Origin of the sequence: Cellulomonas algicola (genome assembly GCF_003851725.1) — a bacterium.
GTDB classification, from domain to species: domain Bacteria; phylum Actinomycetota; class Actinomycetes; order Actinomycetales; family Cellulomonadaceae; genus Cellulomonas; species Cellulomonas algicola.
The window spans coordinates 1-20,090 of the sequence record NZ_BHYL01000240.1; the positions used below are offsets into that span (position 1 = coordinate 1).

At 73.3% G+C, this 20,090-nt stretch carries 20 protein-coding genes and 1 riboswitch; of the genes, 10 read left to right on the forward strand and 10 right to left on the reverse strand.

From position 1 onward, the window contains the following. The first annotated feature begins 176 nt into the window (after positions 1-176). The gene (locus CTKZ_RS14850; RefSeq protein ID WP_225917022.1) at positions 177-1,652 is read left to right on the forward strand and encodes a S1 family peptidase; all 1,476 of its coding nucleotides are present in this window, start codon (positions 177-179) and stop codon (positions 1,650-1,652) included. 93 nt (positions 1,653-1,745) lie between these two features. Here the strand turns inward: CTKZ_RS14850 and CTKZ_RS14855 are convergent, their stop codons facing one another. Continuing rightward, positions 1,746-3,149 carry an extracellular catalytic domain type 1 short-chain-length polyhydroxyalkanoate depolymerase gene (locus tag CTKZ_RS14855; RefSeq protein WP_124343670.1) on the reverse strand — a complete coding sequence of 468 codons (1,404 nt, stop codon included), beginning with the start codon at positions 3,147-3,149 and terminating at the stop codon, positions 1,746-1,748. A gap of 183 nt (positions 3,150-3,332) precedes the next feature. Further along, positions 3,333-4,208 carry a formyltetrahydrofolate deformylase gene (gene purU, locus CTKZ_RS14860; protein ID WP_124343671.1) on the reverse strand — a complete coding sequence of 292 codons (876 nt, stop codon included), beginning with the start codon at positions 4,206-4,208 and terminating at the stop codon, positions 3,333-3,335. A gap of 47 nt (positions 4,209-4,255) precedes the next feature. On the opposite strand from purU, the gene CTKZ_RS14865 reads away from it, so the two are divergent. Next, positions 4,256-4,753, forward strand: coding sequence for a GNAT family N-acetyltransferase (locus tag CTKZ_RS14865; RefSeq protein ID WP_124343672.1), 498 nt, complete (start codon positions 4,256-4,258; stop codon positions 4,751-4,753). 90 nt (positions 4,754-4,843) lie between these two features. After that, positions 4,844-5,527 carry an aminoglycoside 3'-phosphotransferase gene (locus CTKZ_RS14870; protein WP_124343686.1) on the forward strand — a complete coding sequence of 228 codons (684 nt, stop codon included), beginning with the start codon at positions 4,844-4,846 and terminating at the stop codon, positions 5,525-5,527. On the opposite strand, the gene CTKZ_RS14875 is transcribed toward CTKZ_RS14870, so the two are convergent. Beyond that, positions 5,453-6,430 (reverse strand): DMT family transporter, encoded by a 978-nt coding sequence (locus tag CTKZ_RS14875; protein WP_235843502.1) that lies wholly within the window; start codon positions 6,428-6,430, stop codon positions 5,453-5,455. The genes CTKZ_RS14870 and CTKZ_RS14875 overlap by 75 nt on opposite strands. Before the next feature lie 19 nt (positions 6,431-6,449). On the opposite strand from CTKZ_RS14875, the gene CTKZ_RS14880 reads away from it, so the two are divergent. The 5 genes from CTKZ_RS14880 (at position 6,450) to CTKZ_RS14900 (ending at position 10,529) form a co-directional block, all read left to right on the forward strand. Further along, positions 6,450-7,061: a MarR family winged helix-turn-helix transcriptional regulator gene (locus CTKZ_RS14880; RefSeq protein ID WP_235843503.1), complete on the forward strand. Its 612-nt coding sequence runs from the start codon at positions 6,450-6,452 to the stop codon at positions 7,059-7,061. Between the two features lie 45 nt (positions 7,062-7,106). Then, a complete protein-coding gene (locus CTKZ_RS14885) occupies positions 7,107-7,487 on the forward strand; it encodes a VOC family protein (protein ID WP_124343673.1) in 381 nt (126 codons plus the stop codon). 65 nt (positions 7,488-7,552) lie between these two features. Further along, a riboswitch (ZMP/ZTP riboswitch) is annotated at positions 7,553-7,642 on the forward strand. Positions 7,643-7,740: 98 nt separating this feature from the next. Continuing rightward, on the forward strand, positions 7,741-9,030 hold the full coding sequence (gene glyA, locus CTKZ_RS14890; protein ID WP_124343674.1) for a serine hydroxymethyltransferase: 1,290 nt from the start codon (positions 7,741-7,743) through the stop codon (positions 9,028-9,030). Between the two features lie 10 nt (positions 9,031-9,040). Then, positions 9,041-9,922, forward strand: a complete 882-nt coding sequence (locus tag CTKZ_RS14895; RefSeq protein ID WP_124343675.1) for a bifunctional methylenetetrahydrofolate dehydrogenase/methenyltetrahydrofolate cyclohydrolase — start codon at positions 9,041-9,043, stop codon at positions 9,920-9,922. Positions 9,923-10,043: 121 nt separating this feature from the next. Further along, a complete protein-coding gene (locus tag CTKZ_RS14900) occupies positions 10,044-10,529 on the forward strand; it encodes a VOC family protein (RefSeq protein WP_124343676.1) in 486 nt (161 codons plus the stop codon). Between the two features lie 198 nt (positions 10,530-10,727). On the opposite strand, the gene CTKZ_RS14905 is transcribed toward CTKZ_RS14900, so the two are convergent. Beyond that, positions 10,728-11,339 (reverse strand): hypothetical protein, encoded by a 612-nt coding sequence (locus CTKZ_RS14905; RefSeq protein ID WP_124343677.1) that lies wholly within the window; start codon positions 11,337-11,339, stop codon positions 10,728-10,730. Positions 11,340-11,399: 60 nt separating this feature from the next. Between CTKZ_RS14905 and CTKZ_RS14910 the strand changes: the two genes are divergently transcribed. Further along, positions 11,400-12,212 (forward strand): exodeoxyribonuclease III, encoded by an 813-nt coding sequence (locus CTKZ_RS14910; RefSeq protein ID WP_200829763.1) that lies wholly within the window; start codon positions 11,400-11,402, stop codon positions 12,210-12,212. A gap of 70 nt (positions 12,213-12,282) precedes the next feature. Here the strand turns inward: CTKZ_RS14910 and CTKZ_RS14915 are convergent, their stop codons facing one another. Further along, positions 12,283-13,608, reverse strand: a complete 1,326-nt coding sequence (locus CTKZ_RS14915) for an MFS transporter (RefSeq protein ID WP_124343678.1) — start codon at positions 13,606-13,608, stop codon at positions 12,283-12,285. Positions 13,609-13,665: 57 nt separating this feature from the next. Between CTKZ_RS14915 and CTKZ_RS14925 the strand changes: the two genes are divergently transcribed. Further along, positions 13,666-14,469 carry a helix-turn-helix domain-containing protein gene (locus CTKZ_RS14925; protein ID WP_307720310.1) on the forward strand — a complete coding sequence of 268 codons (804 nt, stop codon included), beginning with the start codon at positions 13,666-13,668 and terminating at the stop codon, positions 14,467-14,469. On the opposite strand, the gene CTKZ_RS14930 is transcribed toward CTKZ_RS14925, so the two are convergent. From CTKZ_RS14930 to galT, 5 genes are all read right to left on the reverse strand, one after another. Continuing rightward, positions 14,466-15,689 carry an ABC transporter permease gene (locus CTKZ_RS14930; protein WP_124343681.1) on the reverse strand — a complete coding sequence of 408 codons (1,224 nt, stop codon included), beginning with the start codon at positions 15,687-15,689 and terminating at the stop codon, positions 14,466-14,468. The genes CTKZ_RS14925 and CTKZ_RS14930 overlap by 4 nt on opposite strands. After that, positions 15,686-16,498, reverse strand: a complete 813-nt coding sequence (locus tag CTKZ_RS14935) for an ABC transporter ATP-binding protein (protein WP_124343682.1) — start codon at positions 16,496-16,498, stop codon at positions 15,686-15,688. The genes CTKZ_RS14930 and CTKZ_RS14935 overlap by 4 nt, the downstream gene beginning before the upstream one ends. Continuing rightward, the gene (locus tag CTKZ_RS14940) at positions 16,495-17,526 is read right to left on the reverse strand and encodes a permuted SH3 domain-containing protein (protein WP_124343683.1); all 1,032 of its coding nucleotides are present in this window, start codon (positions 17,524-17,526) and stop codon (positions 16,495-16,497) included. The genes CTKZ_RS14935 and CTKZ_RS14940 overlap by 4 nt, the downstream gene beginning before the upstream one ends. 293 nt (positions 17,527-17,819) lie before the next feature. Beyond that, the gene (galK, locus tag CTKZ_RS14945) at positions 17,820-19,046 is read right to left on the reverse strand and encodes a galactokinase (protein ID WP_124343684.1); all 1,227 of its coding nucleotides are present in this window, start codon (positions 19,044-19,046) and stop codon (positions 17,820-17,822) included. Beyond that, positions 19,043-20,090, reverse strand: a 1,048-nt coding sequence (gene galT / locus CTKZ_RS14950; RefSeq protein ID WP_124343685.1) for a galactose-1-phosphate uridylyltransferase, incomplete at its 5' end; no start/stop codon positions are given. The genes galT and galK, both read right to left, overlap by 4 nt.

The following is a 20,090-nucleotide window of genomic DNA, read 5'->3' on the forward strand; positions in this document are numbered from 1 at the left end:
CCCCCCCCCCCCCCCCCCCCCCGCCGCCGGACACGGAGGGCCCGCACCTGAGGAGGGGTGCGGGCCCTTCGTCACGCCCGGGGGTTCACTCTTTCGATACCCGCGGGTAGCATCCGAGTCGCAATGCCAATGACATCAGTCATCCGCCTATTCACCGGAGCTGTGACATGAGACGCATGCACTCGAAGACCCTCGCCACCCTCGGGCTCGCCACCACCCTGGTGCTCGCCCCCGCCGTCGCCCAGGCCGCCACGAGCGACCCCGACGTCGGCGCCCCCGCCCCCGTCACCGCGCCCAAGGTCGCCAACGGCGTCCTCGACGCGATGAAGCGCGACCTCGGCCTCTCGGGCAGTGCCGCCCGCGACCGGCTCGCGTTCCAGGCCGGAGCCGCCGAGACCGAGCAGCGGCTCTCCGCCCGCCTCGGCGCCGACTACGCGGGTGCGTGGGTCGACCCCCAGGCCAACGTCCTGCACGTCGCCGTGACGGACGCCGCCGACGGTCCCGCGATCCGCGCCGCCGGTGCCCGGCCGGTCGTCGCCCGGCACTCGCTCGCCGACCTCGACGCGTACAAGGCCGGGCTCGACGCCGCGCTCGCCTCCGTCGCGTCGACCGTGCCGTCCTGGTACGTCGACGTCGCGACCAACTCGGTCGTCGTCAACGCCACCGCGGGCGCGGTCGCCCAGGCGCGGGACCTCGTCAAGTCCGCGGGCATCCCGACCGACGCCGTGAAGGTCGTCGAGACGGCCGAGGCGCCGCGGACGTTCATCGACGTGGTCGGCGGCAACGCGTACTACATCGGCGGGTCGTCGCGCTGCTCGGTCGGCTTCGCCGTCACGGGCGGCTTCGTCACCGCCGGGCACTGCGGCCGCACCGGTGCGACCACGACGAACCCGTCGGGCACGTTCGCCGGGTCGAGCTTCCCGGGCAACGACTACGCCTGGGTGCGCGTCGCGTCGGGGAACACGCCGATCGGCGCGGTCAACAACTACAGCGGCGGCACGGTCGCCGTCGCGGGCTCCACGCAGGCGACGGTCGGCTCGTCGGTCTGCCGCTCGGGCTCCACGACGGGCTGGCGCTGCGGCACCATCCAGGCCTTCAACGCCACGGTCAACTACGCGCAGGGCAGCGTGTCCGGCCTCATCCGCACCAACGTGTGCGCCGAGCCCGGCGACTCGGGCGGCTCGCTGATCGCGGGCAACCAGGCGCAGGGCATGACGTCCGGCGGGTCCGGCAACTGCTCGTCCGGCGGGACGACGTACTTCCAGCCCGTCAACGAGGCACTGTCCGCCTACGGCCTCACGCTCGTCACGTCTGGTGGCGGCCAGAACCCGCCGCCCACCGGCTGCAACAACCTGGCGCGCACCTACACGGGCTCGCTCAGCACCGGGCGGTCCGCGATCCAGCCGACCGGCAGCTACGTGACCGTGTCGACGAGCGGCACCATCCGGCTCTGCCTCGACGGCCCGACGGGCAGCGACTTCGACCTGTACCTGCAGAAGTGGAACGGGTCGGCATGGGCCTCGGTCGCGTCGGCCACCTCGTCGAGCGCCGACGAGTCGATCACCTACAACGGGACGGCCGGCCAGTACCGGTACGGCGTCTACGCCTACGCGGGCTCCGGCTCGTACACCCTCGGCGCCACGACGCCGTAGGGCGCTGACGCCCTCGGTGCACGACGACCGGGGCACGCGTGACGACGGGCCCGCACCGCAGGGGGGTGCGGGCCCGTCGTCAGGTCCGGACGCTCAGGCCCGGGCGCAGGCCCGGCCGTTGAGCTTCAGGTCCGCGGGCGGCGGGTTGCTGCCCGTGTGCGTGGCGTTGAAGCCGATCTGGACGCTGCCGCCCACGGGGATGGTCGCGTTCCACGCCGCGTTGCTCGCGACGACCACGTCGCCCGTCTGCGTGACCGTCGAGCTCCACGCCTGCGTGACCTTCTGCCCCGCGGTCCACCGCCACGTGAGCTGCCAGCCGCTCGCGGCGGCGTAGTCGAGGTTCGTGATCGTGACGTTCGCCGTGAAGCCGGTGTTCCACTGGTTGACCGACCACGCCACGGTGCACGTCGCCGGACCCGAGGTCGCCGTGGGTTGCGGCAGCGTCGGCCAGTCCGTCGGGACGGGCGGCGTCGGGGTGGTCGCGGTCGGCGTCGGGACGGGCGTCGTCGGCGCCGGAGTCGTGGGCGTGGGGGTCGTCGGCTGGTCGAGCCCGAAGAACCGGATCGCCGCCGCGGCGTCGACGGGGAGGTTGTGGCCGACGCCCTGCAGGCTGTTCGCCTCGATCGGCGCACGGTCGCCCGTGCCGCCGTACCGGGTGCGCGTGTTGTTCCCGATCGTCTCGGTCGACGACGGCGTCGCGGGGACGCCCAGCACGTTCGTCCACTGCTTGATCGCCTCGCCGTGCTGCACGTAGCTGAGCGTGTCGTCCTGCGTGCCGTGCCACAGCTGCACGCGCGGGCGGGCACCGGTGTACCCGGGGTAGGCGGCGCGCGCGAGGTCGCCCCACTGCTGCGCGGTCCGCGTCAGACGCCCCTGTGCGCAGTCGCTGTTCCAGCCCGCCTGGGACGTCGTGCCCGGCGGCGGGCCGGACGTCGAGAAGCACGTCGCGGGCACGCCGGCGAACGCCGACCCGGCGGCGAACACGTCGGGGTACGTCGCGAGCAGGACCTGCGTCATCATCGCGCCCGACGACACGCCCGTCGCGAACACCCGGCTCGTGTCCGTCGTCCACCGCTGCTGCACGTAGCGGACCATCGAGACGATGCTCGTCGGGTCGCTCGCGCCGCCGTGCTTGAGCGCCTCGCTGGACGACACGTCGAAGCACGAGCCGGACCGGTTCGTCGACGGGTAGACCGCGATGAAGCCGTAGCGCGTGGCGAGCTCGTCGAACTGGCTGCCCGAGTACATCGCCTGCGCGGACCCCGTGCAGTAGTGGTTGACGACGAGCACCGCGGGCCGCGCAGGGAGGTTGTCGGGCACGAAGAGGAACATCCGCAGGCCGCCGGGGTTGCTGCCGAAGCTCGTGACCTCCTGCAATGACGCGGCCCGCGCGGGTGCGGCCGAGGTGAGCATCGTGGCGAGCAGCCCGACCAGCGCGGCGGCGAGCGCCGTGAGCACGGCCAGGGACCTGCGCAGGGGTGCGCGCGTCGACGTCATCGAGTCCTCCTCGACCCAGGGATGCGGGAGCCGGCCCCCGCGCGAGGCAGGGGCGGCTCGTCGAGCATCGGCGAGCCGGTCGAGGGGGTCAACGCGGGTCGGCGCGGCGAAACGATTCGCCGTCCGGTCCTGACCTGCGGCGTCGTCCACCGGGGCTGCAGCGGCCGGCGCACGACGGACGCGTCAGCGGAAGACGATCGTCCGGTGCCCGTCGAGCAGGACGCGGTGCTCGGCGTGCCACCGCACGGCCCGCGCGAGGGCGCGCCGCTCGACGTCCTGGCCCAGCGCGACGAGGTCGTCGACGGCGCGCGTGTGGTCGACCCGCTCGACGTCCTGCTCGATGATCGGCCCCTCGTCGAGGTCGCCGGTGACGTAGTGCGCGGTCGCGCCGATGAGCTTGACGCCGCGGTCGTGCGCCTGCGCGTAGGGGCGGGCCCCCTTGAACGACGGCAGGAACGAGTGGTGGATGTTGATGACGCGGCCCTCGAGGCGGCGGCACAGGTCGTCGGAGAGGATCTGCATGTAGCGGGCGAGGACGACGAGCTCGACGTCGAGCTCCTCGACGAGCTCGAGCAGCCGCGCCTCGGCGGCGGCCTTGGTGGCCGACGTGACGGGCACGTGGTGGAACGGGATGCCGTAGAACTCGGCGAGCGGCGCCAGCGCCGTGTGGTTGGAGACGACCGCGACGAGGTCGACGGGCAGCTTCTCGGACCGCTGGCGGAACGCGAGGTCGTTGAGGCAGTGCGCCGCGGTCGAGCCCATGACGAGCGTGCGGACCGGCCGGCCGACGACGTCGAGCGACCACGTCATGGCGAACGTGCGCGCGACGGTCGCCATCGCGCCCTCGAGCACCTCGCGCGGCGCGAACGCCGACACCTGCACGCGCATGAAGAACAGCCCCGACAGCGGGTCCCCGAACTGCTGCGACTCGGTGATGTTGCCGCCGTGGTCCGCGAGCACGCCCGCGACGGCCCGGACGATCCCGGGACGGTCGGGGCACGAGAGGGTCAGGACCCAGTGGGTGGGCTCATCTGCATGCTGAGACACGGCGTCGGACACGACCCCGAGAGTAGTGCGCCCGCGCGAGCGGCTGAGACGATGGGGCCATGACGCAGGCCGACCTGGACATCCGTACGGTCACCCTCGACGACGCCGGAGAGCTCCTCACGCTCCGCCGCGCCGCGTTCGTCACCGAGGCCCAGCAGTACGGCGACCCGAACATCCCGCCCCTCACCCAGACGCTCGACGAGCTCCGCGACGACCTCGGCGCCGACGGCGTCATCACGCTCGGCGCGTGGTCCGGCCACCGCCTGATCGGCTCGATCCGCGTGGTGGTCGAGGGCACCAAGGCGACGCTCGGGCGGTTCGCCGTGGCGCCCGACCTCCAGGGCAAGGGCGTCGGGACGCGCCTGCTCATGGCGATCCTGCCGATCCTGCCGGACGGCATCGAGGAGGTCTGGGTGTTCACCGGGCGCGACTCGCTGCACAACATCGCGCTGTACGAGAGCCAGGGCTACGAGCACCAGCACGACCAGACCGCGGGCGACCTCACGTACGCGTACCTGCGCAAGATGCTCGGGGACGACGACCGCGCCGAGGCCTGACGCGTGACGTCGGGTCGGCTCCCGATCGCGGGTGCCGAGCTCGCCGGGCGTCCCGTCGACCCCGCGATCGTGCCGCACGTCGTGCAGGGCATGGGCGGGGTGCGCGAGGTGGTCTGGCGCAACGAGCTCGGCGGCCTGACGTTCCTGCTCGACGAGCCCGAGCGGTTCGTGAAGTGGGTGCCGGCGGGTGTGCCGCTGGATCTCGACGCCGAGGTCGCGCGCCTGCGCTGGGCCGCGCCGCTCACGCCGGTGCCGACCGTGCTGGAGGCGGGAGCCGACGACGAGGGCTCGTGGCTGGTCACGCACCCGCTGGCCGGTCGCAGCGCGGTCGACCAGCGGTGGGTCGCCGAGCCGCTGACCGCTGTCCGCGCGATCGGCGCCGGCCTCCGGGCGCTGCACGACACCCTGCCCGTCGAGGACTGCCCGTTCGACTGGACCGTCGAGGCGCGGGTCGCGGCGGCCGACGCGCGCGAGGGCGGCCCGTCGGCGGAGCGCGCGGCTCTCGGTCCGCCCCCGCCCGTCGATCGGCTGGTCGTCTGCCACGGCGACGCGTGCGCCCCCAACACGCTGCTCGCGGACGACGGCACGTGGCTCGCGCACGTCGACCTGGGCGCGCTGGGGGTCGCCGACCGGTGGGCCGACCTCGCGGTCGCGACCTACAGCACGATCTGGAACTACGGCCCCGGGTACGAGGAGCCGCTACTGGACGCCTACGGGATCGCGCCGGACCCCGTGCGGACCGCCTTCTACCGCGGGCTGTGGGACGCCACCTGACTCCGGGCCGCTCTCGGGGGCGCCGCCTCTCGACCGGCGGTCGCGGAGCAGGCGGTCGACAGCCGGCTGACCCAGCACGACCCCGGCGAGCACGACGACGATCCCGGTGACCTGCAGCGGGCCCAGGTGCTCCCCCGCGACGAGGACGCCGACGAGCACCCCCGCGACCGGGTTGAGCAGCCCGACGAGCCCGACCGTCCCGGCCGGCAGCCGTCGGAGCCCGCTGAACCACGCGAGGTAGGCGACGGCCGTGGCGACGAGCGAGACGTACGCGAACCCGAGGACCGCGCGGCCGTCGAGCGCCGGGGGAGCGCCCTCGACCGCGACCGCGAACGGCACGAGGACGAGCCCGCCCGCGACGAGCTGCCAGGCGGTCGACGAGACGACGTCGACCCCGTCGGCCCATCGCGTCGCGAGCACGAACCCGACGCTGGACATGAGCATCGCCGCGACGGAGGCGGCGACCCCGAGCGGCCGGATCTCCGCGCCGCCGGTGAGCAGCATCGCGGCGACGCCGACGACGCCGAGCCCGGCGCCCGCGAGTGCCAGCACGCGTGGCTTCTGCGCGAGCAGCGCCCACGCGACCAGCATCATCACGACGGGCGAGGTCGCCATGACGGTCGACGCGACCGACGACGGCAGGAGCTGCGCGGCCACGTAGATCAGCGCGAAGAACGCGCCCATCGACAGCGTGCCGAGCACGAGCGACCGCCACCACCACGAGCCTCGGGGGAGGCGTCGGACGACGAGCAGCAGGACGAGGCCCGCGGGCAGCGCGCGCAGGACGGCGCCCCAGAGCGGGGCGTCGGCGGGCAGCGCGTGCTTGGTGACGTAGTAGGTGGTGCCCCACGTGAGCGGCGCGACGGCTGTGATCAGCGACCAGCGGAGCGATTTCTCTTCCACGGAAGACAACATACCTTCCATGGAAGATAAGATCGACCCCATGACCGACGTGGATCCGACGCCCCGCAGCGACGCGCGAGCCGCGTCGTCCTCGTCGACGACCCCGGACGGTGACCTCGGCCGGCTCGACCGCCTCGACCGCATCCAGGCGGCGTGGCGGCAGGAACGCCCCGACCTCGACGTCCGCCCGCAGGGCGTCATCGGCCGCCTGAGCCGCGTCGCCAACCACGTCACCGACGAGCTCGTCGCCGTCTACCGCAAGCACGGGCTGGGGGAGGGCGACTTCGACGTCCTCGCGACCCTGCGCCGCGCCGGGGCCCCCTACGAGCGCACGCCCGGCGACCTGTGCGCGAACACGCTCGTCACGAGCGGTGCCATGACCAAGCGCGTCGACCGGCTCGAGGCAGCGGGCCTCGTCACGCGCCGGGTCTCCGACCGTGACGCCCGCGCGCGGGTCATCGCGCTCACCCCGCGGGGGATCGAGGTCATCGACGCCGCCTTCACCGACCACATGACCAACGAGCGCCGCCTCCTCGACGCCCTCGACCCCGCCGACGTCCACCAGCTCGAGCACCTCTTGCGCCGCTGGCTCGCGGTCTTCGAGACGCCGGACGACGCCGTCGGCCACTAGGGACGGGCACCGCCTCGGCGAGGGTCTACGGCCTACGCTCGCCGGATGATCCGGATGCGCGACGTCACGTTCCTCGTCCACGACCACGACGACGCGCTGCGGTTCTTCGTCGACGCGCTCGGTCTCACGGTCCGCCAGGACGAGACGTTCCCCGACGGGTGGCGGCGCGTCGTCGTCGGGCCGCCCGACGGTGGCACGGGGCTCGTGCTGGCGCTGGCCGGTGACGGCGCTCCCGTCGGGCGGCAGGCGGGCGGTGACGTCGCGTTCTTCCTGGAGACCGACGACTTCGCCGGTCAGCACGCGCGGATGACCGAGCACGGCGTGCGGTTCCGCGAGGAGCCCCGCCACGAGCCCTACGGCACCGTCGCGGTGTTCGAGGACCTGTACGGCGGCCCGTGGGACCTCATCGAGCCGCCTGCCCGCTGACGACGGTCGCCGCCGGTGGCGGTGGGTGGATACCGCTGACCGCGCGCACGCCGGTGTTGCTAGGCTCTGCTGGTCGCGACTGGCGCAGCGGGTGGGTCACCACCGGGGAGCGACGAGCAGCAGCAGACTTCGGGTCGGACGCCTGGGCCCACGGTCACCACACGGAGAGAGTGTGTGCGTGCCCGTCCGCGTGCCGGTGCACATCCCCTCCGCACCCGATGATCCGTCCGCTGATGCCCCAGGGAGTCGCCCGATGAGCGCCGACAACACCCCGATCCTCGACCAGAACATCTCCGAGCTCGACCCGGAGATCGCCGCCGTCCTCGACGGCGAGCTCGCCCGCCAGCAGGGCACGCTCGAGATGATCGCCTCCGAGAACTTCGTGCCGCGCGCGGTCCTGCAGGCGCAGGGCTCCGTGCTCACCAACAAGTACGCCGAGGGCTACCCGGGCCGCCGCTACTACGGCGGCTGCGAGCAGGTCGACATCGCGGAGAACATCGCGATCGACCGCGCGAAGGCCCTGTTCGGCGCGGAGCACGCGAACGTCCAGCCGCACTCCGGTGCCACCGCGAACGCGGCCGTGCTGCACGCGCTCATCAACGCGGGCGACAAGATCCTCGGCCTCGAGCTGGCGCACGGCGGCCACCTCACGCACGGCATGAAGATCAACTTCTCGGGCAAGCTCTACGACGTCGCCGCGTACGGCGTGGACCCGCAGACGTTCCGCATCGAGCCCGAGGCGATCCGCGCGGCCGCCCTCGAGCACCGCCCCGACGTCATCATCGGCGGCTGGTCCGCCTACCCCCGCCACCTCGACTTCGCCGCGATGCGCGAGATCGCCGACGAGGTCGGCGCGAAGCTGTGGGTCGACATGGCGCACTTCGCGGGCCTCGTCGCCGCGGGCCTGCACCCGTCGCCCGTCCCGCACGCGGACGTCGTCTCCTCGACCGTGCACAAGACCATCGGCGGCCCCCGCTCGGGCTTCATCCTGAGCAAGCAGGAGTACGCCAAGAAGATCGACTCCGCGGTGTTCCCGGGCCAGCAGGGCGGCCCGCTCATGCACGTCATCGCCGCGAAGGCCGTGTCGTTCAAGGTCGCCGGCACCGAGGACTTCAAGGACCGCCAGCAGCGGACCATCGACGGCGCGCGCATCATCGCGGACCGCCTCACCGCCACCGACGTCTCGAACGCGGGCGTCTCCGTCCTCACGGGCGGCACCGACGTGCACCTGGTCCTCGTCGACCTGCGGCACTCGGACCTCGACGGCCAGCAGGCCGAGGACCTCCTGCACGCCGCGGGCATCACCGTGAACCGCAACGCCGTGCCGTTCGACCCGCGCCCCCCGCGCGTCACGTCGGGCCTGCGCATCGGCACGCCCGCGCTCGCGACGCGCGGCTTCGGCGACGCCGAGTTCACCGAGGTCGCCGACATCATCGCGACCGCGCTCGTCGGTGGTGCGTCGACCGACGTCGAGGCGCTGCGGGCCCGCGTGGCCAAGCTGGCCGAGGCGTTCCCGCTGTACTCCGGCCTCCAGCAGTACTGAGGCGGCGCACATGACGGCACAGATCCTCGACGGCAAGGCCACCGCGGCGCGCATCAAGGGCGAGCTCGCGGAGCGCGTCGCCGCCCTCGCGACCCGTGGCATCCGCCCGGGCCTCGGCACCCTGCTCGTCGGTGACGACCCCGGCTCGCGCTGGTACGTCGAGGGCAAGCACCGCGACTGCGCCGAGGTCGGCATCGCGTCGATCCGGGAGGACCTCCCGGCCGACGCGACGCAGGAGGACATCGAGGCCGCGGTCCGTCGGCTGAACGAGGACCCGGAGTGCACCGGGTTCATCGTGCAGCTGCCGCTGCCGCGCGGGATCGACACCAACCGCGTGCTCGAGCTGATCGACCCCGACAAGGACGCCGACGGCCTGCACCCGACCAACCTCGGGCGACTGGTCCTGCGCGTCAACGAGCCCGTCACGAGCCCGCTGCCGTGCACCCCGCGCGGCATCGTCGACCTGCTGCTGCGGCACGACGTCGACCTGCGCGGCGCGGACGTGGTCGTCGTCGGGCGGGGCGTCACCGTCGGGCGGTCGATCGGCCTGCTGCTCACGCGGCGCGAGATCAACGCGACCGTCACGCTCACGCACACGGGCACCGAGGACCTGGCCGAGCACACCCGCAACGCCGACGTGATCGTCGCCGCCGCGGGCGTGCCGGGGATCATCACGGCCGACATCGTGAAGCCTGGCGCCGTCGTCATCGACGTCGGCGTGTCGCGGGCGACTGACCCGGAGACCGGCAAGAGCCGCGTCGTCGGCGACGTCGACCCCGGTGTGCACGAGATCGCGTCGTGGGTGTCGCCCAACCCGGGCGGCGTCGGTCCCATGACGCGCGCGATGCTCCTGAGCAACGTCGTCGACACCGCGGAGCGCCTCGCGGGCTGATCCACCCCGCCTTGGTCCGACCCCGGCCCCGGTACCCCGATGAGTGCGGGTACCGGGGCCGGTCTGTCGGGAGGAGAGTGGTCGACGACCGTCGACCCGCCGACTCCCGGGAGGACCCGTCATGGGTATCGTCCAGCCGCACCTCTGGTACCACGACAACGCCGTCGAGGCCGCCGAGTTCTACGTCTCGGTCTTCCCGAACTCGTCGATCACGAACATCGTCCACGCACCCGCCGACATGCCGGACGTCAAGAAGGGCGACCCGTTCCTCGTCGAGTTCGTGCTCGACGGCATGCCGGTCACGGCCATCTCCGCCGGCGCCTCGCTCACGCTCAACGCCGCCTTCTCCTTCCTCGTCGACGTCGACGACCAGGAGACGCTCGACCGCTACTGGGACGCGCTGCTCGAGGGCGGCGGCGAGGAGGTCGCGTGCGGCTGGCTCACCGACCGCTTCGGCCTCTCGTGGCAGGTGGTCCCGCGTCAGCTCGCGATGTGGACCATGTCGCCCGACGCCGACCCCGAGGGCGCCGCACGCGCGACGCAGGTCATGCTCACGCAGAAGAAGCTCGACATCGCCGCGCTGGAGGCTGCCTACCGCGGCGAGTGATGGGGGGCGGCGCACCATCGCGACGAAGGTGGTGCGCCGTCGACGGGCGCTGTGACCTAGGGGCATCGCCCCAACTTCCGGACGCTCGGTTAGCGAGCGCGGCCCTCGGGCCGAGTCGACGCTTCAGCCTTGCTTCGACGAAAGACCTGGCGCTCCGCTAGGTGCACGACACCCCCTTAAGGGAAAGCGGGCTGCGGATTAGATCAAGCATGCGCGGTAGCAGCGATCGACATACTCCTTGACGGCCCGGTCGTTCTCCTCGCTCGGCGCTTCGATCAAATGATGCTCGAAGGCGAAGGCAGCCCATGCGACGCCGTTGTTGTCGCGGAAGACCACGAAGGGCAGGAAGTCGCCGTATCTGTTCGGGTTCTCACGTAGGACCTCCGAGTTGACCCGCAGGGAGCTGGAGTCGCCGGGCCCGAGTGAGTCGAGCCACCTGCCCAAGTGCACGAAAGTGGGCTGCTCGCCCATGAAGGCAGCGTGGAACTGGACGTCGAAGACCGGAAGTTGGCCATGGTTGGCAATTCGCACCTTCGGCCGAGCCCAGTCTTCGCCGGGCACGGTCTGCGATACGGAAATCATTCGTGCGAGGCGGGAGCGTTCGAGGTACTCCGCAGCGCGCTTCTCGGCTCGCCGCTCGTTGCGCTCGTCGTTGAGTTGCTTCTCGGCAGCCGCTCGGGCGTCGCCTTCACGCTTGGCCAGCCAGACCGCCACGCCCGCCGCTGCCGCCGAGCCAATAGCTCCGACGATCGACCACGCCGACTCCCAGCGGAGGGCGTAGGCGTTGAACCAGTCCCACCAAGGCTGCATGCGAGCAGGCTAGCGGCGGCGGTGATCAGGCCTGTCGGCGGCGTGGGGTTGGATGGTCCGGTGCTCACGATCGCCAGCGTCAACGTCAACGGCATCCGCGCCGCCTACAAGCGCGGCATGGGGGAGTGGCTCGAGGCGCGCAAGCCCGACGTCCTGCTGCTGCAGGAGGTCCGCGCGTCCGACGAGATCCTCGCCGACCACCTGTCCGCCGACGAGTGGCACCTCGCGCACGAGGCGTCGGAGACGAAGGGCCGGGCCGGCGTCGCGATCGCGTCGCGGCTGCCCATGGACGCGGTGCGGATCGGTCTGAAGACCGGAGTCACGGGCGACACCGGGCGGTGGGTCGAGGCGGACCTCGCGGTGCCGTCGCACGACGGCGCTCCCGCCCGCAAGGTCACGGTCGTCTCGACGTACATCCACTCGGGCACGCTCGGGACCCCGTCGATGGACGAGAAGTACGCCTTCCTCGACCACGTCACCGCACGGCTGGGGGACCTGTCCCGGGACGGCGGCTACGCGGTCGTCGCGGGCGACCTCAACATCGCGCACCGCGAGGCGGACATCAAGAACTGGAAGGGCAACCTCAAGGCGGCAGGGTTCCTGCCGCAGGAGCGCGCCTACCTGGACCGCTGGTTCGACGACCTCTCGTGGCACGACCTGGGCCGCGAGCTCGGTGGTGAGGGTCCCGGCCCGTTCACGTGGTGGTCGTGGCGCGGGAAGGCGTTCGACAACGACGCGGGCTGGAGGATCGACTACCAGCTCGCGACGCCCGACCTGGCCGACGCCGCGGTGCGCGCGACCGTCGACCGGGCGCCGACGTACGCCGAGCGGTTCTCCGACCACGCACCGCTGGTCGTCGAGTACGACCTCTGAGCCGGACGCCCGGCACGACGGGCGCGCTCGGCACGTCCGGTGCGCCCGGCCGGTCCGCCGGCGGCGGGCGTCAGGCCGTCGGAGCGCCCTCGTCGGTCGGCGCCTGGCCCGTCGGGGCGTCGTCGGGGCGCGGCAGGTCACGCATGCGCAGGAGCGGCGAGAACACGACGGGGATCGTCGACAGCAGCGCGCCGCCGGCGCACACCCATAGGGTCGGCACGACGCCGATCTGCGTGCCGAGCCACCCGCCGAGGATGCCGCCGAGCGGCATGGTGCCCCAGACGAAGAACCGCACGGAGGCGTTCATGCGCCCGAGCAGCGCGGGCGGGCACAGCCGCTGGCGGAAGCTGACCTGCGCGACGTTGTAGACGACGACCGAGAAGCTGAACAGGAAGCCGCCGGCGATGAGCACGACCTGGGCGGGCACGTCGAGCACGACGGCGAGCGGCGGCAGCGCGGCGGCGGGCACGAACAGCAGCGCGGACAGGGGGATGATGCGGCCCTCTCCGACGAGCCGCGCGAGCCGGTCGGCGGCGACGGCACCGAGGAGCCCGCCGACCGCCCCGGCAGACATCACGGTGCCGAACGCGGCGGTGTCGAGGCCGAGGACGCGCAGCGCGTAGATCGCGCTGAGGGCGCCGGCGGCCGTGCCGAAGAGGTTGCCGATGCCGGTGCACGCGACGATCCGGCGGAGCAGCGGCTCGTGCACGACGAACCGCACGCCCTCGGCGATCTCGACGCGCAGGGGCCGGCGCGTCTCGGGCGCGGGCGGCTGCTCGCGGTGCCGGATGCGCCCGACGGCGAACGCCGAGACGGCGTACGTGACGACGTTGACGGCCATGAGCGCGGGCGCGGCGACGACGCGCAGCAGCGCGCCGGCGATGGCGGGGGCGACGACCATCGCGACCGACTGCGTCGACTGGAGCTTGGAGTTGCCCTCGACGATGTGGTCGAGGCCGACGAGCCACGGCACGTAGCTCTGGTGGGCGACGTCGAAGAAGGTGCTGCACACGCTGATGACGAGCGCCGCGCCGATGAGCAGCGGCATGGACGCGTGGCCGGTGAGCGCGGTGACCACCACGACGCCGAGCACGAGCGCCCGGACGAGGTCGGCGTTGATGAGCACGTTGCGCTTGCGCATCCGGTCGACCCACGCGCCGGCGGGCAGGCCGATGACGAGGAACGCGAGCGTCTCGGCGGCGCTGAGGACGCCCATCTCCCACTCGGTCGCCGCGAGCGTGTCGACCGCGAGGACGGGGAGCGCGATGACGGTCAGCTGAGTGCCGAGCTGACCGAGCGCGTCGCCCGTCCACAGCCGGCGGAAGTCGGCGTGGTGGATGAGAGACCGTCGTGGCGCGGTCTCGGCCGTCGCCGGAGCGGGGGAGGGGGTCGTCACGGACCCAGGGTGGCGCGACTGATTGGGAAAAGTCAATCAGTGTGCGAGAGTGGTGGCATGAGCACGCAGGACGGGTCGACGGCACGTGCGCTCGTTGCTCACGCGCTCGCGGCCGACGCCCCCGACGCCCCCGACGCCCCCGACGCCCCCGACGCGCCCGACGCGCCCGCGACCGGCGAGCCCGGCGCCGTCGCGCACGAGGTGCAGGGCGGGTCGCTGCCGCCGGAGCCCCCTGGTCTGACAGCGGACGCCGACGCCGACGCGCGCGCGCTCGCCAGCACGCTGCGCCTGCGGATCCTGCGGCTGTGCCTCGACGAACCGCGCACCAACCGCGAGATCGCGGCGGCCCTCGACCGGAACCCGGCCACCGTCCTCCACCACGTCCGCACGCTCGTCGACCGCGGCTTCCTCGTCGCGCTGCCCGTCCGTCGCGGCACCCGTGGCTCGCGCGAGGTGCCGTACCGCGCGACCGGCCGGACGTGGCAGCTGCGTGACCAGGCCGGCATGGGCCGCACGCTCCTGAACGCCTTCTTCGAGGAGGTCGCGCTGGTCGACCCCGAGACGGTCAACCTGACGCGGCTCGGGCTGCGGCTCGACGCCGACGGGTACGCCGAGCTCACCGCCCGGCTCGGGAAGCTCGCCGACGAGTTCGCCGCGCGCCCCGCGACCCCGGGTGGCACCGCGTACTCGCTGTTCGTCGCGGTCCACGAGGACGTCACGCGCGACGCCGGGGGTCGGCCTGCGCGCGAAGACGGAGTCCGGCGTGCGGAGCGGCCCCGCGACGACGACGACCGCCGCGCGCAGCCGCACCGCGACGACGAGGACGACCGCGGCGCGCAGCCGCACCGCGTCGACGACTAGTAGCGGATCGCGTCGATCACCTTGACGCGCACCGCGAAGACCGCGGGGACCAGCCCCGCGAGCGCCCCGACGAACGTCGCCGCCGCCATCCCGACGGCTGCTGCGGAGAACGGGAACGGCGGCATGTCCTGGATGCCGCCCCCGAACACGCGGTCCACGGGGATGTTCTTGACGATCGCGACGGCCAGGACGACGCCGACGAGCCCCGCGACGACGGTCGCGACGACCGACTCGAGCATCACGCCGAAGAACACGCGGCTCGACGTCGCCCCGAACGACCGACGGATGCCGATCTCCCGGATGCGATGCCTGACGGTGACCAGCGCGATGTTCACGAGTCCCAGCCCGCCGAGCAGCAGGGCGAACCCGCCGACGCCGATGCCGACCCACTTGGTGGCGCCGTCGATCGCGCTCGCGTCCCAGTCGTTGTCGCTCGACCACACCTCGAAGCCCGGGACCGCGGCCTGGACGTCGCGGGTGATCTGCGCCTGGAGTGCGCGGTGCTCCTCGCGCGGCACCCACGCCATGAGCTCGGGCATCGGCTGCCACGGGCCCATGCTCGCGGCAGCGGCGTCCGCGGATCCCGTGAGCCAGCGCTCGTACTGGCCGTAGAGCACGAACGCGCTCGGCATCATGTCCGGGTACGGGTCGGCGGTGACGCCGATGATGGTCGCCAGGACCGGGTGGTCGCCGCCGATCTCGACGGTGGGGTGCGACGTCAGGTCCTCGAACCCGAGGTTGCGCAGGAACGTCTCGTTGACGACGAGCGACGGCGCGTACGCGTCGGTGTCGGCGTCCGTGAACCAGCGGCCCTCGTCGGGCACGAGGCGCATGAGCGTGCCGTACTCGGCGTCGACGGCCTGCACGTCCACGGGCTGCGTGCCCTCGGGGAAGCGCGCCTCGACGGGCGTGTAGAGCCGACGGCTCGCGTGCTCGATCCCGTACCGCTCGAGCGTCTCGCGGTACGTCGCGTCGAGTCGGGCCGTGTCCGCCTGAGCGCTCTCGGTCCGCGGGCTCGCGCTGAAGGTGATCGTCACCGAACGGCCGGTCTGCCGCTCCTGCTGCTCGCTGAACGACTGGCTCAGCATCGAGACGACGGCCGTGACGCCCGTGATCGCCGTGACGGCGCACGCGACGCCGATGAGCGCGAGCAGCACGCGCAGCTTGTGGATGCGCAGCTCGTCCCACGCCTCGACGAGCGCGCCGACGATCCCGGTCATGCGTGGACCCCCTGCACGTCGTCGTCGGTGCTCGTGGGCGTGCCCGGCAGCACCCGTCTCTCGATCGCACCGCCGCGATCGGCGACCTGCGTCGGCACGTCGCCGACCCAGTGCGACCCGGTGTCGAGCGTGATCGGCACGAGGACGCCCTCGGCCAGGCGGTACTGCCGCTCGGCGCGGGCGGCGACGGCCAGGTCGTGCGTGATGGTGACGAGCGCGGCGCCCGTCTGGGACGCGATGTCGTCGAGCAGGTCCATGACCTCGCCGCCGGTCTCCACGTCGAGGGCGCCCGTCGGCTCGTCCGCGAGGATCACGCGCGGACCCCGCACGAGCGCGCGGGCGATCGCGACGCGCTGCTGCTCCCCGCCGGACAGCTTCTCCGGCATGGTCTCGAGGCGGTCGCCGAGCCCGACGCGGTCGAGCATCTCGGCGGCCAGCCGCGTGCGCGCCCAGAACTGCTTGCCGCGTGCGTAGAGCAGCGGAGCCGTCACGTTCTCGAGGGCCGTGCGACCGGGCAGCAGGTTGAACTGCTGGAACACGAAGCCGAAGTCGCGCCCGCGACGGACGGTCCGGGTGCGGCTCGAGAGGCGTTGGATCGGCACGCCCTCGAGCAGGTACTCGCCGGTCGTGGGGGCGTCGAGCAGGCCGAGGATGTTGAGCAGGGTCGACTTGCCCGTGCCGGACCGCCCGACGATCGCGACGTGCTCGCCCGCGTCGACCGCGACGGTCACGCCGCGCAGGATGTGCAGCACCCGGTCGTCGGGCAGCACGACGGACCGCGTGACGTCGGTCAGCTCGAGCAGGCTCATCCGCCGCACACCGTCGGGTCGTACTGCGCCGGGTCGTCGCAGTCGACCTCGCCGTCGGCGCCGCCGGGCACCGGGATGAACTGCAGGACCGTGTCGCCGAGCGCGAGGCCCTCGGTGATCTGGACGCTCTTGCCGTCCGTCAGCCCGAGCTTCACTGCCCGCTGCTCGGGCTCGTCGCCCTCCGCCGCGACGACCCAGACGTTCCCGTTCTGCACGCTGCCCTGGACCGCCGTGACGGGGACGACGACCGCGTCCTTCGCCTCGCCGTTGGTGACCTGCAGCGACGCGCCGAGCCCGGCGAACGCGGTGACCCCCGCGGGGATCGCGCACGTGAGCGCGCCCGACGTGCTGGTCGTCGCGCCGTCGTCCGGCTGCTGCCCGCCGCCCGTCGCCGGGGCGCCGATCCGCAGGCCCGTGCACTCGAACGGCGCCGGGCCGCCGTTGAGCGTGACCTGGGCGGTCGTCGGTGCGCCGATGAGGCGGTACTGCTGGTCCGGCGTCAGCGTGCCGCTCACGGACAGCGTCCCGGGGGAGATCTTCGCGACCTCGTCGCCGACGGACAGCACCTGGTCCTTGAGCGTGGGCATCGCGAGCGTGCCGGCGACGGGCGCCTTGACGACCTCGACGGTGACCTTGGGCTTGCGCTCGGTCGTCGTCTGCTCGCCCGTCACGGGGTCCGTCTTGACGATCGGGTCCTGCGGGGTCTCCTGCCGGATCTCCAGCAGCGGCGTGCCGGCCTGCACGGCCGCGCCGTCGGCGGCCAGCACCTTGGAGACGGTGCCGGCGAGCGTCGCCCGCACGACCACGGCGGGGTCCGCGACGACCGCGCCCTGCACGGTGACGAGGTTCGTGATGGTGCCCGTCTCCGCCGCGACGGTCGGCTCGGACACCGATCCCGTCGGCGTGAGCGCGTCGCTGGTCGTGTCGAGGTCGGCGCCGTCGAACGCGATCCGCACGAGCGCGACGGCGATGACCGCCCACACGAGCAGTCGTAGGGCCGGGAAGATGATCCGACGGGTGACGCCCACGGGCGGACTCCTCGCATGCAGGTGGTGGGGTGCGGAGGAACCGTACTGAGCCCGACGCGGGACGCGGATCCACCCCGGGTATGACAACCGTGTTACTCCGCGCCGAACACTACTGCGCGACGCGCATTAGCGCCACCACCTGCGGGATCGCGCGTGTCGGAGCACTGCCGGACCGAGCGAGGCCCCCGTGCGCCCCCGGCGGACCGGTGCGTGCAGGACGCGGGAGGGCGCCGGCGCCCGTGAGCGGGCGACGCCGTCGGACCGCGGGGGACGGCGTCGTCCGCGTCGGCGGATCAGGCGGCCGGGCCGCCCGGGAGCGCGACGGAGAACGCCGGGGCGTGCAGGCCCTCGGCGGCGAACGCCGCGACGACGGCCGCCGCGACGGCCTGGACCGCGTCGCCCTCGACGAGCGCGATCGCCGAGCCGCCGAAGCCGCCGCCGGTCATGCGCGCACCGAGCGCGCCCGCGCCCCGGGCCGCCTCGACCGCGACGTCGAGCTCGCGGCACGACACCTCGTAGTCGTCGCGCAGCGACACGTGCGACGCGTCCATGAGCGGTCCGACCTCGCGCAGGCGGTCGTCGTCGAGCAGCGCGACGAACTCCTGCACGCGCGCGATCTCGCGCACGACGTGCCGCACGCGGCGGACCTGCACGGTGCCCTCGTCCGAGCCGTCGTCGAGCGTCGCCAGCGCGCGGTCGAGGCCGTCCGGGTCGATCTCGCGCAGCGTCCCGAGCCCCAGCCGGGCCGCCGCCGCCTCGCACGCCGCGCGACGGGCCGCGTACTGGCCGTCGACGAGCGCGTGCTCGGCGCGCGTGTCGATCACCAGCAGGGCCAGGCCGTCGGCGGCGAGGTCGAACGGCACCTGCCGGACCGACCCGTCGAGGCAGTCGAGCAGCAGCGCGTGGCCGGCCAGCGCGCGCAGCGACGCCGCCTGGTCCATGCCGCCGGTCGGGGCACCCGCGATCTCGTTCTCCGCGCGCACGCACGCCGCCGCGAGGAGCGCGCGACCGGCGTCGTCCGGCTCGCCCGCGGGGCCTGCGAGGCCGAGCCCGTGCGTCGCGTCGAGGGCCACCGCGACCGCGGACTCGAGCGCGGCCGACGACGACAGGCCCGCGCCGAACGGCACGCACGAGTCGACCGCGACGTCGAACCCGCGGACGGCGTGGCCCGCCTCGCGCAGCGCCCACGCGACGCCCACGACGTACGACGGCCAGCCGTCGACCGTCCCCGGCGCGACGTCGGCGAGGCGCACCTCGCGCAGCCGGCCCGCGTCCTGCGCGGAGACCAGGCGCACGAGGTCGTCGTCACGGCGTCGCACCGCGACGTAGGTGCGGTGCGGCAGCGCGATCGGCAGGCACAGCCCGCCGTTGTAGTCGGTGTGCTCGCCGATGAGGTTGACCCGGCCCGGTGCCGACCAGGTGCCGTCGGGCTCCGCGTCGAACGACGCGGCGAACAGCGCCCGCGCCCGCTGCTCGCCCTCCTCGGCGGACCACGCGTCGACCCACGTCACCGCGCTCATGCGAGGTCCTGCAGGCGAGCCGCGATCCGCTCGGGCGTCGTGTCGTTGACCCACGCGCCCAGGCCCGACTCGATGCCGGCCAGGTACTTGAGCTTGTGCGGCGCGCGCAGCACCGAGAACACCTGCAGGAACAACCGGGACGCCTCGCGACCCTCGTGCACGGGCGCCTGGTGCCAGCCCGCGATGTACGGCAGGGGGATCGCCGACTCGTCGTCGACGAAGAACAGGTCGAGCCGGCGCAGCAGCTCGAGGTAGACGTCCGCGAGGTCCGCGCGCTCGGCATCGGTGAGCGCGGGCAGGTCGGGCACGTCGCGACGCGGCGCCAGGTGCACCTCGACGGGCCAGCGCGCCGCGAACGGCACGTACGCGACCCAGTGCTCGGACTCCAGGACGACCCGCGTCCCGGCGCGCAGCTCCGCGTCGAGCAGGTCGCGGCCCAGGAGGCGACCCGTCGCGTCGTGGTGCGCCTGCGCCTGGGCGACCATCGCAGCCGTGCGCGGCGCCAGGTACGGCAGCGCGTAGATCTGCCCGTGCGGGTGGTGCAGCGTGACGCCGATCTCCTTGCCGCGGTTCTCGAACACGAACACCTGCTCGATGCCCGGCAGCGCACCGAGCGCCTCGGTGCGGTCCGCCCAGGCCTCGACGATCGTGCGCATCCGGCGCGGGCCGACCGTGCGCAGCGACTGCGTCGCGTCGGACGAGAAGCACACGACCTCGCACCGCCCGGCGGCCGGTCGGACGGTCCACAGCTCCTCGCCGTCGGCCGCGGTCGGCTCGTCGACGACGCCGGGCACCGCGAGCAGCGACGGGAAGCGGTTCTCGAACACCACGACGTCGTAGTCGGTGTCCGGGATCTCGCCGTCCTGGTACGTCGCACCCGGGCGCGCCGGGGCGAGCGGGTTCGCGTCGGCCGGCGGCAGGAACGTGCGGTTCATGCGGTGCGCGGCGATCGCCACCCAGTCGCCCGTGAGCGGGTCGCGCCGCAGCTCCGGACCCGTGATCGGGTGCGCGACGCCGTGCTCGTCGACGACCGGCGCGAACCGG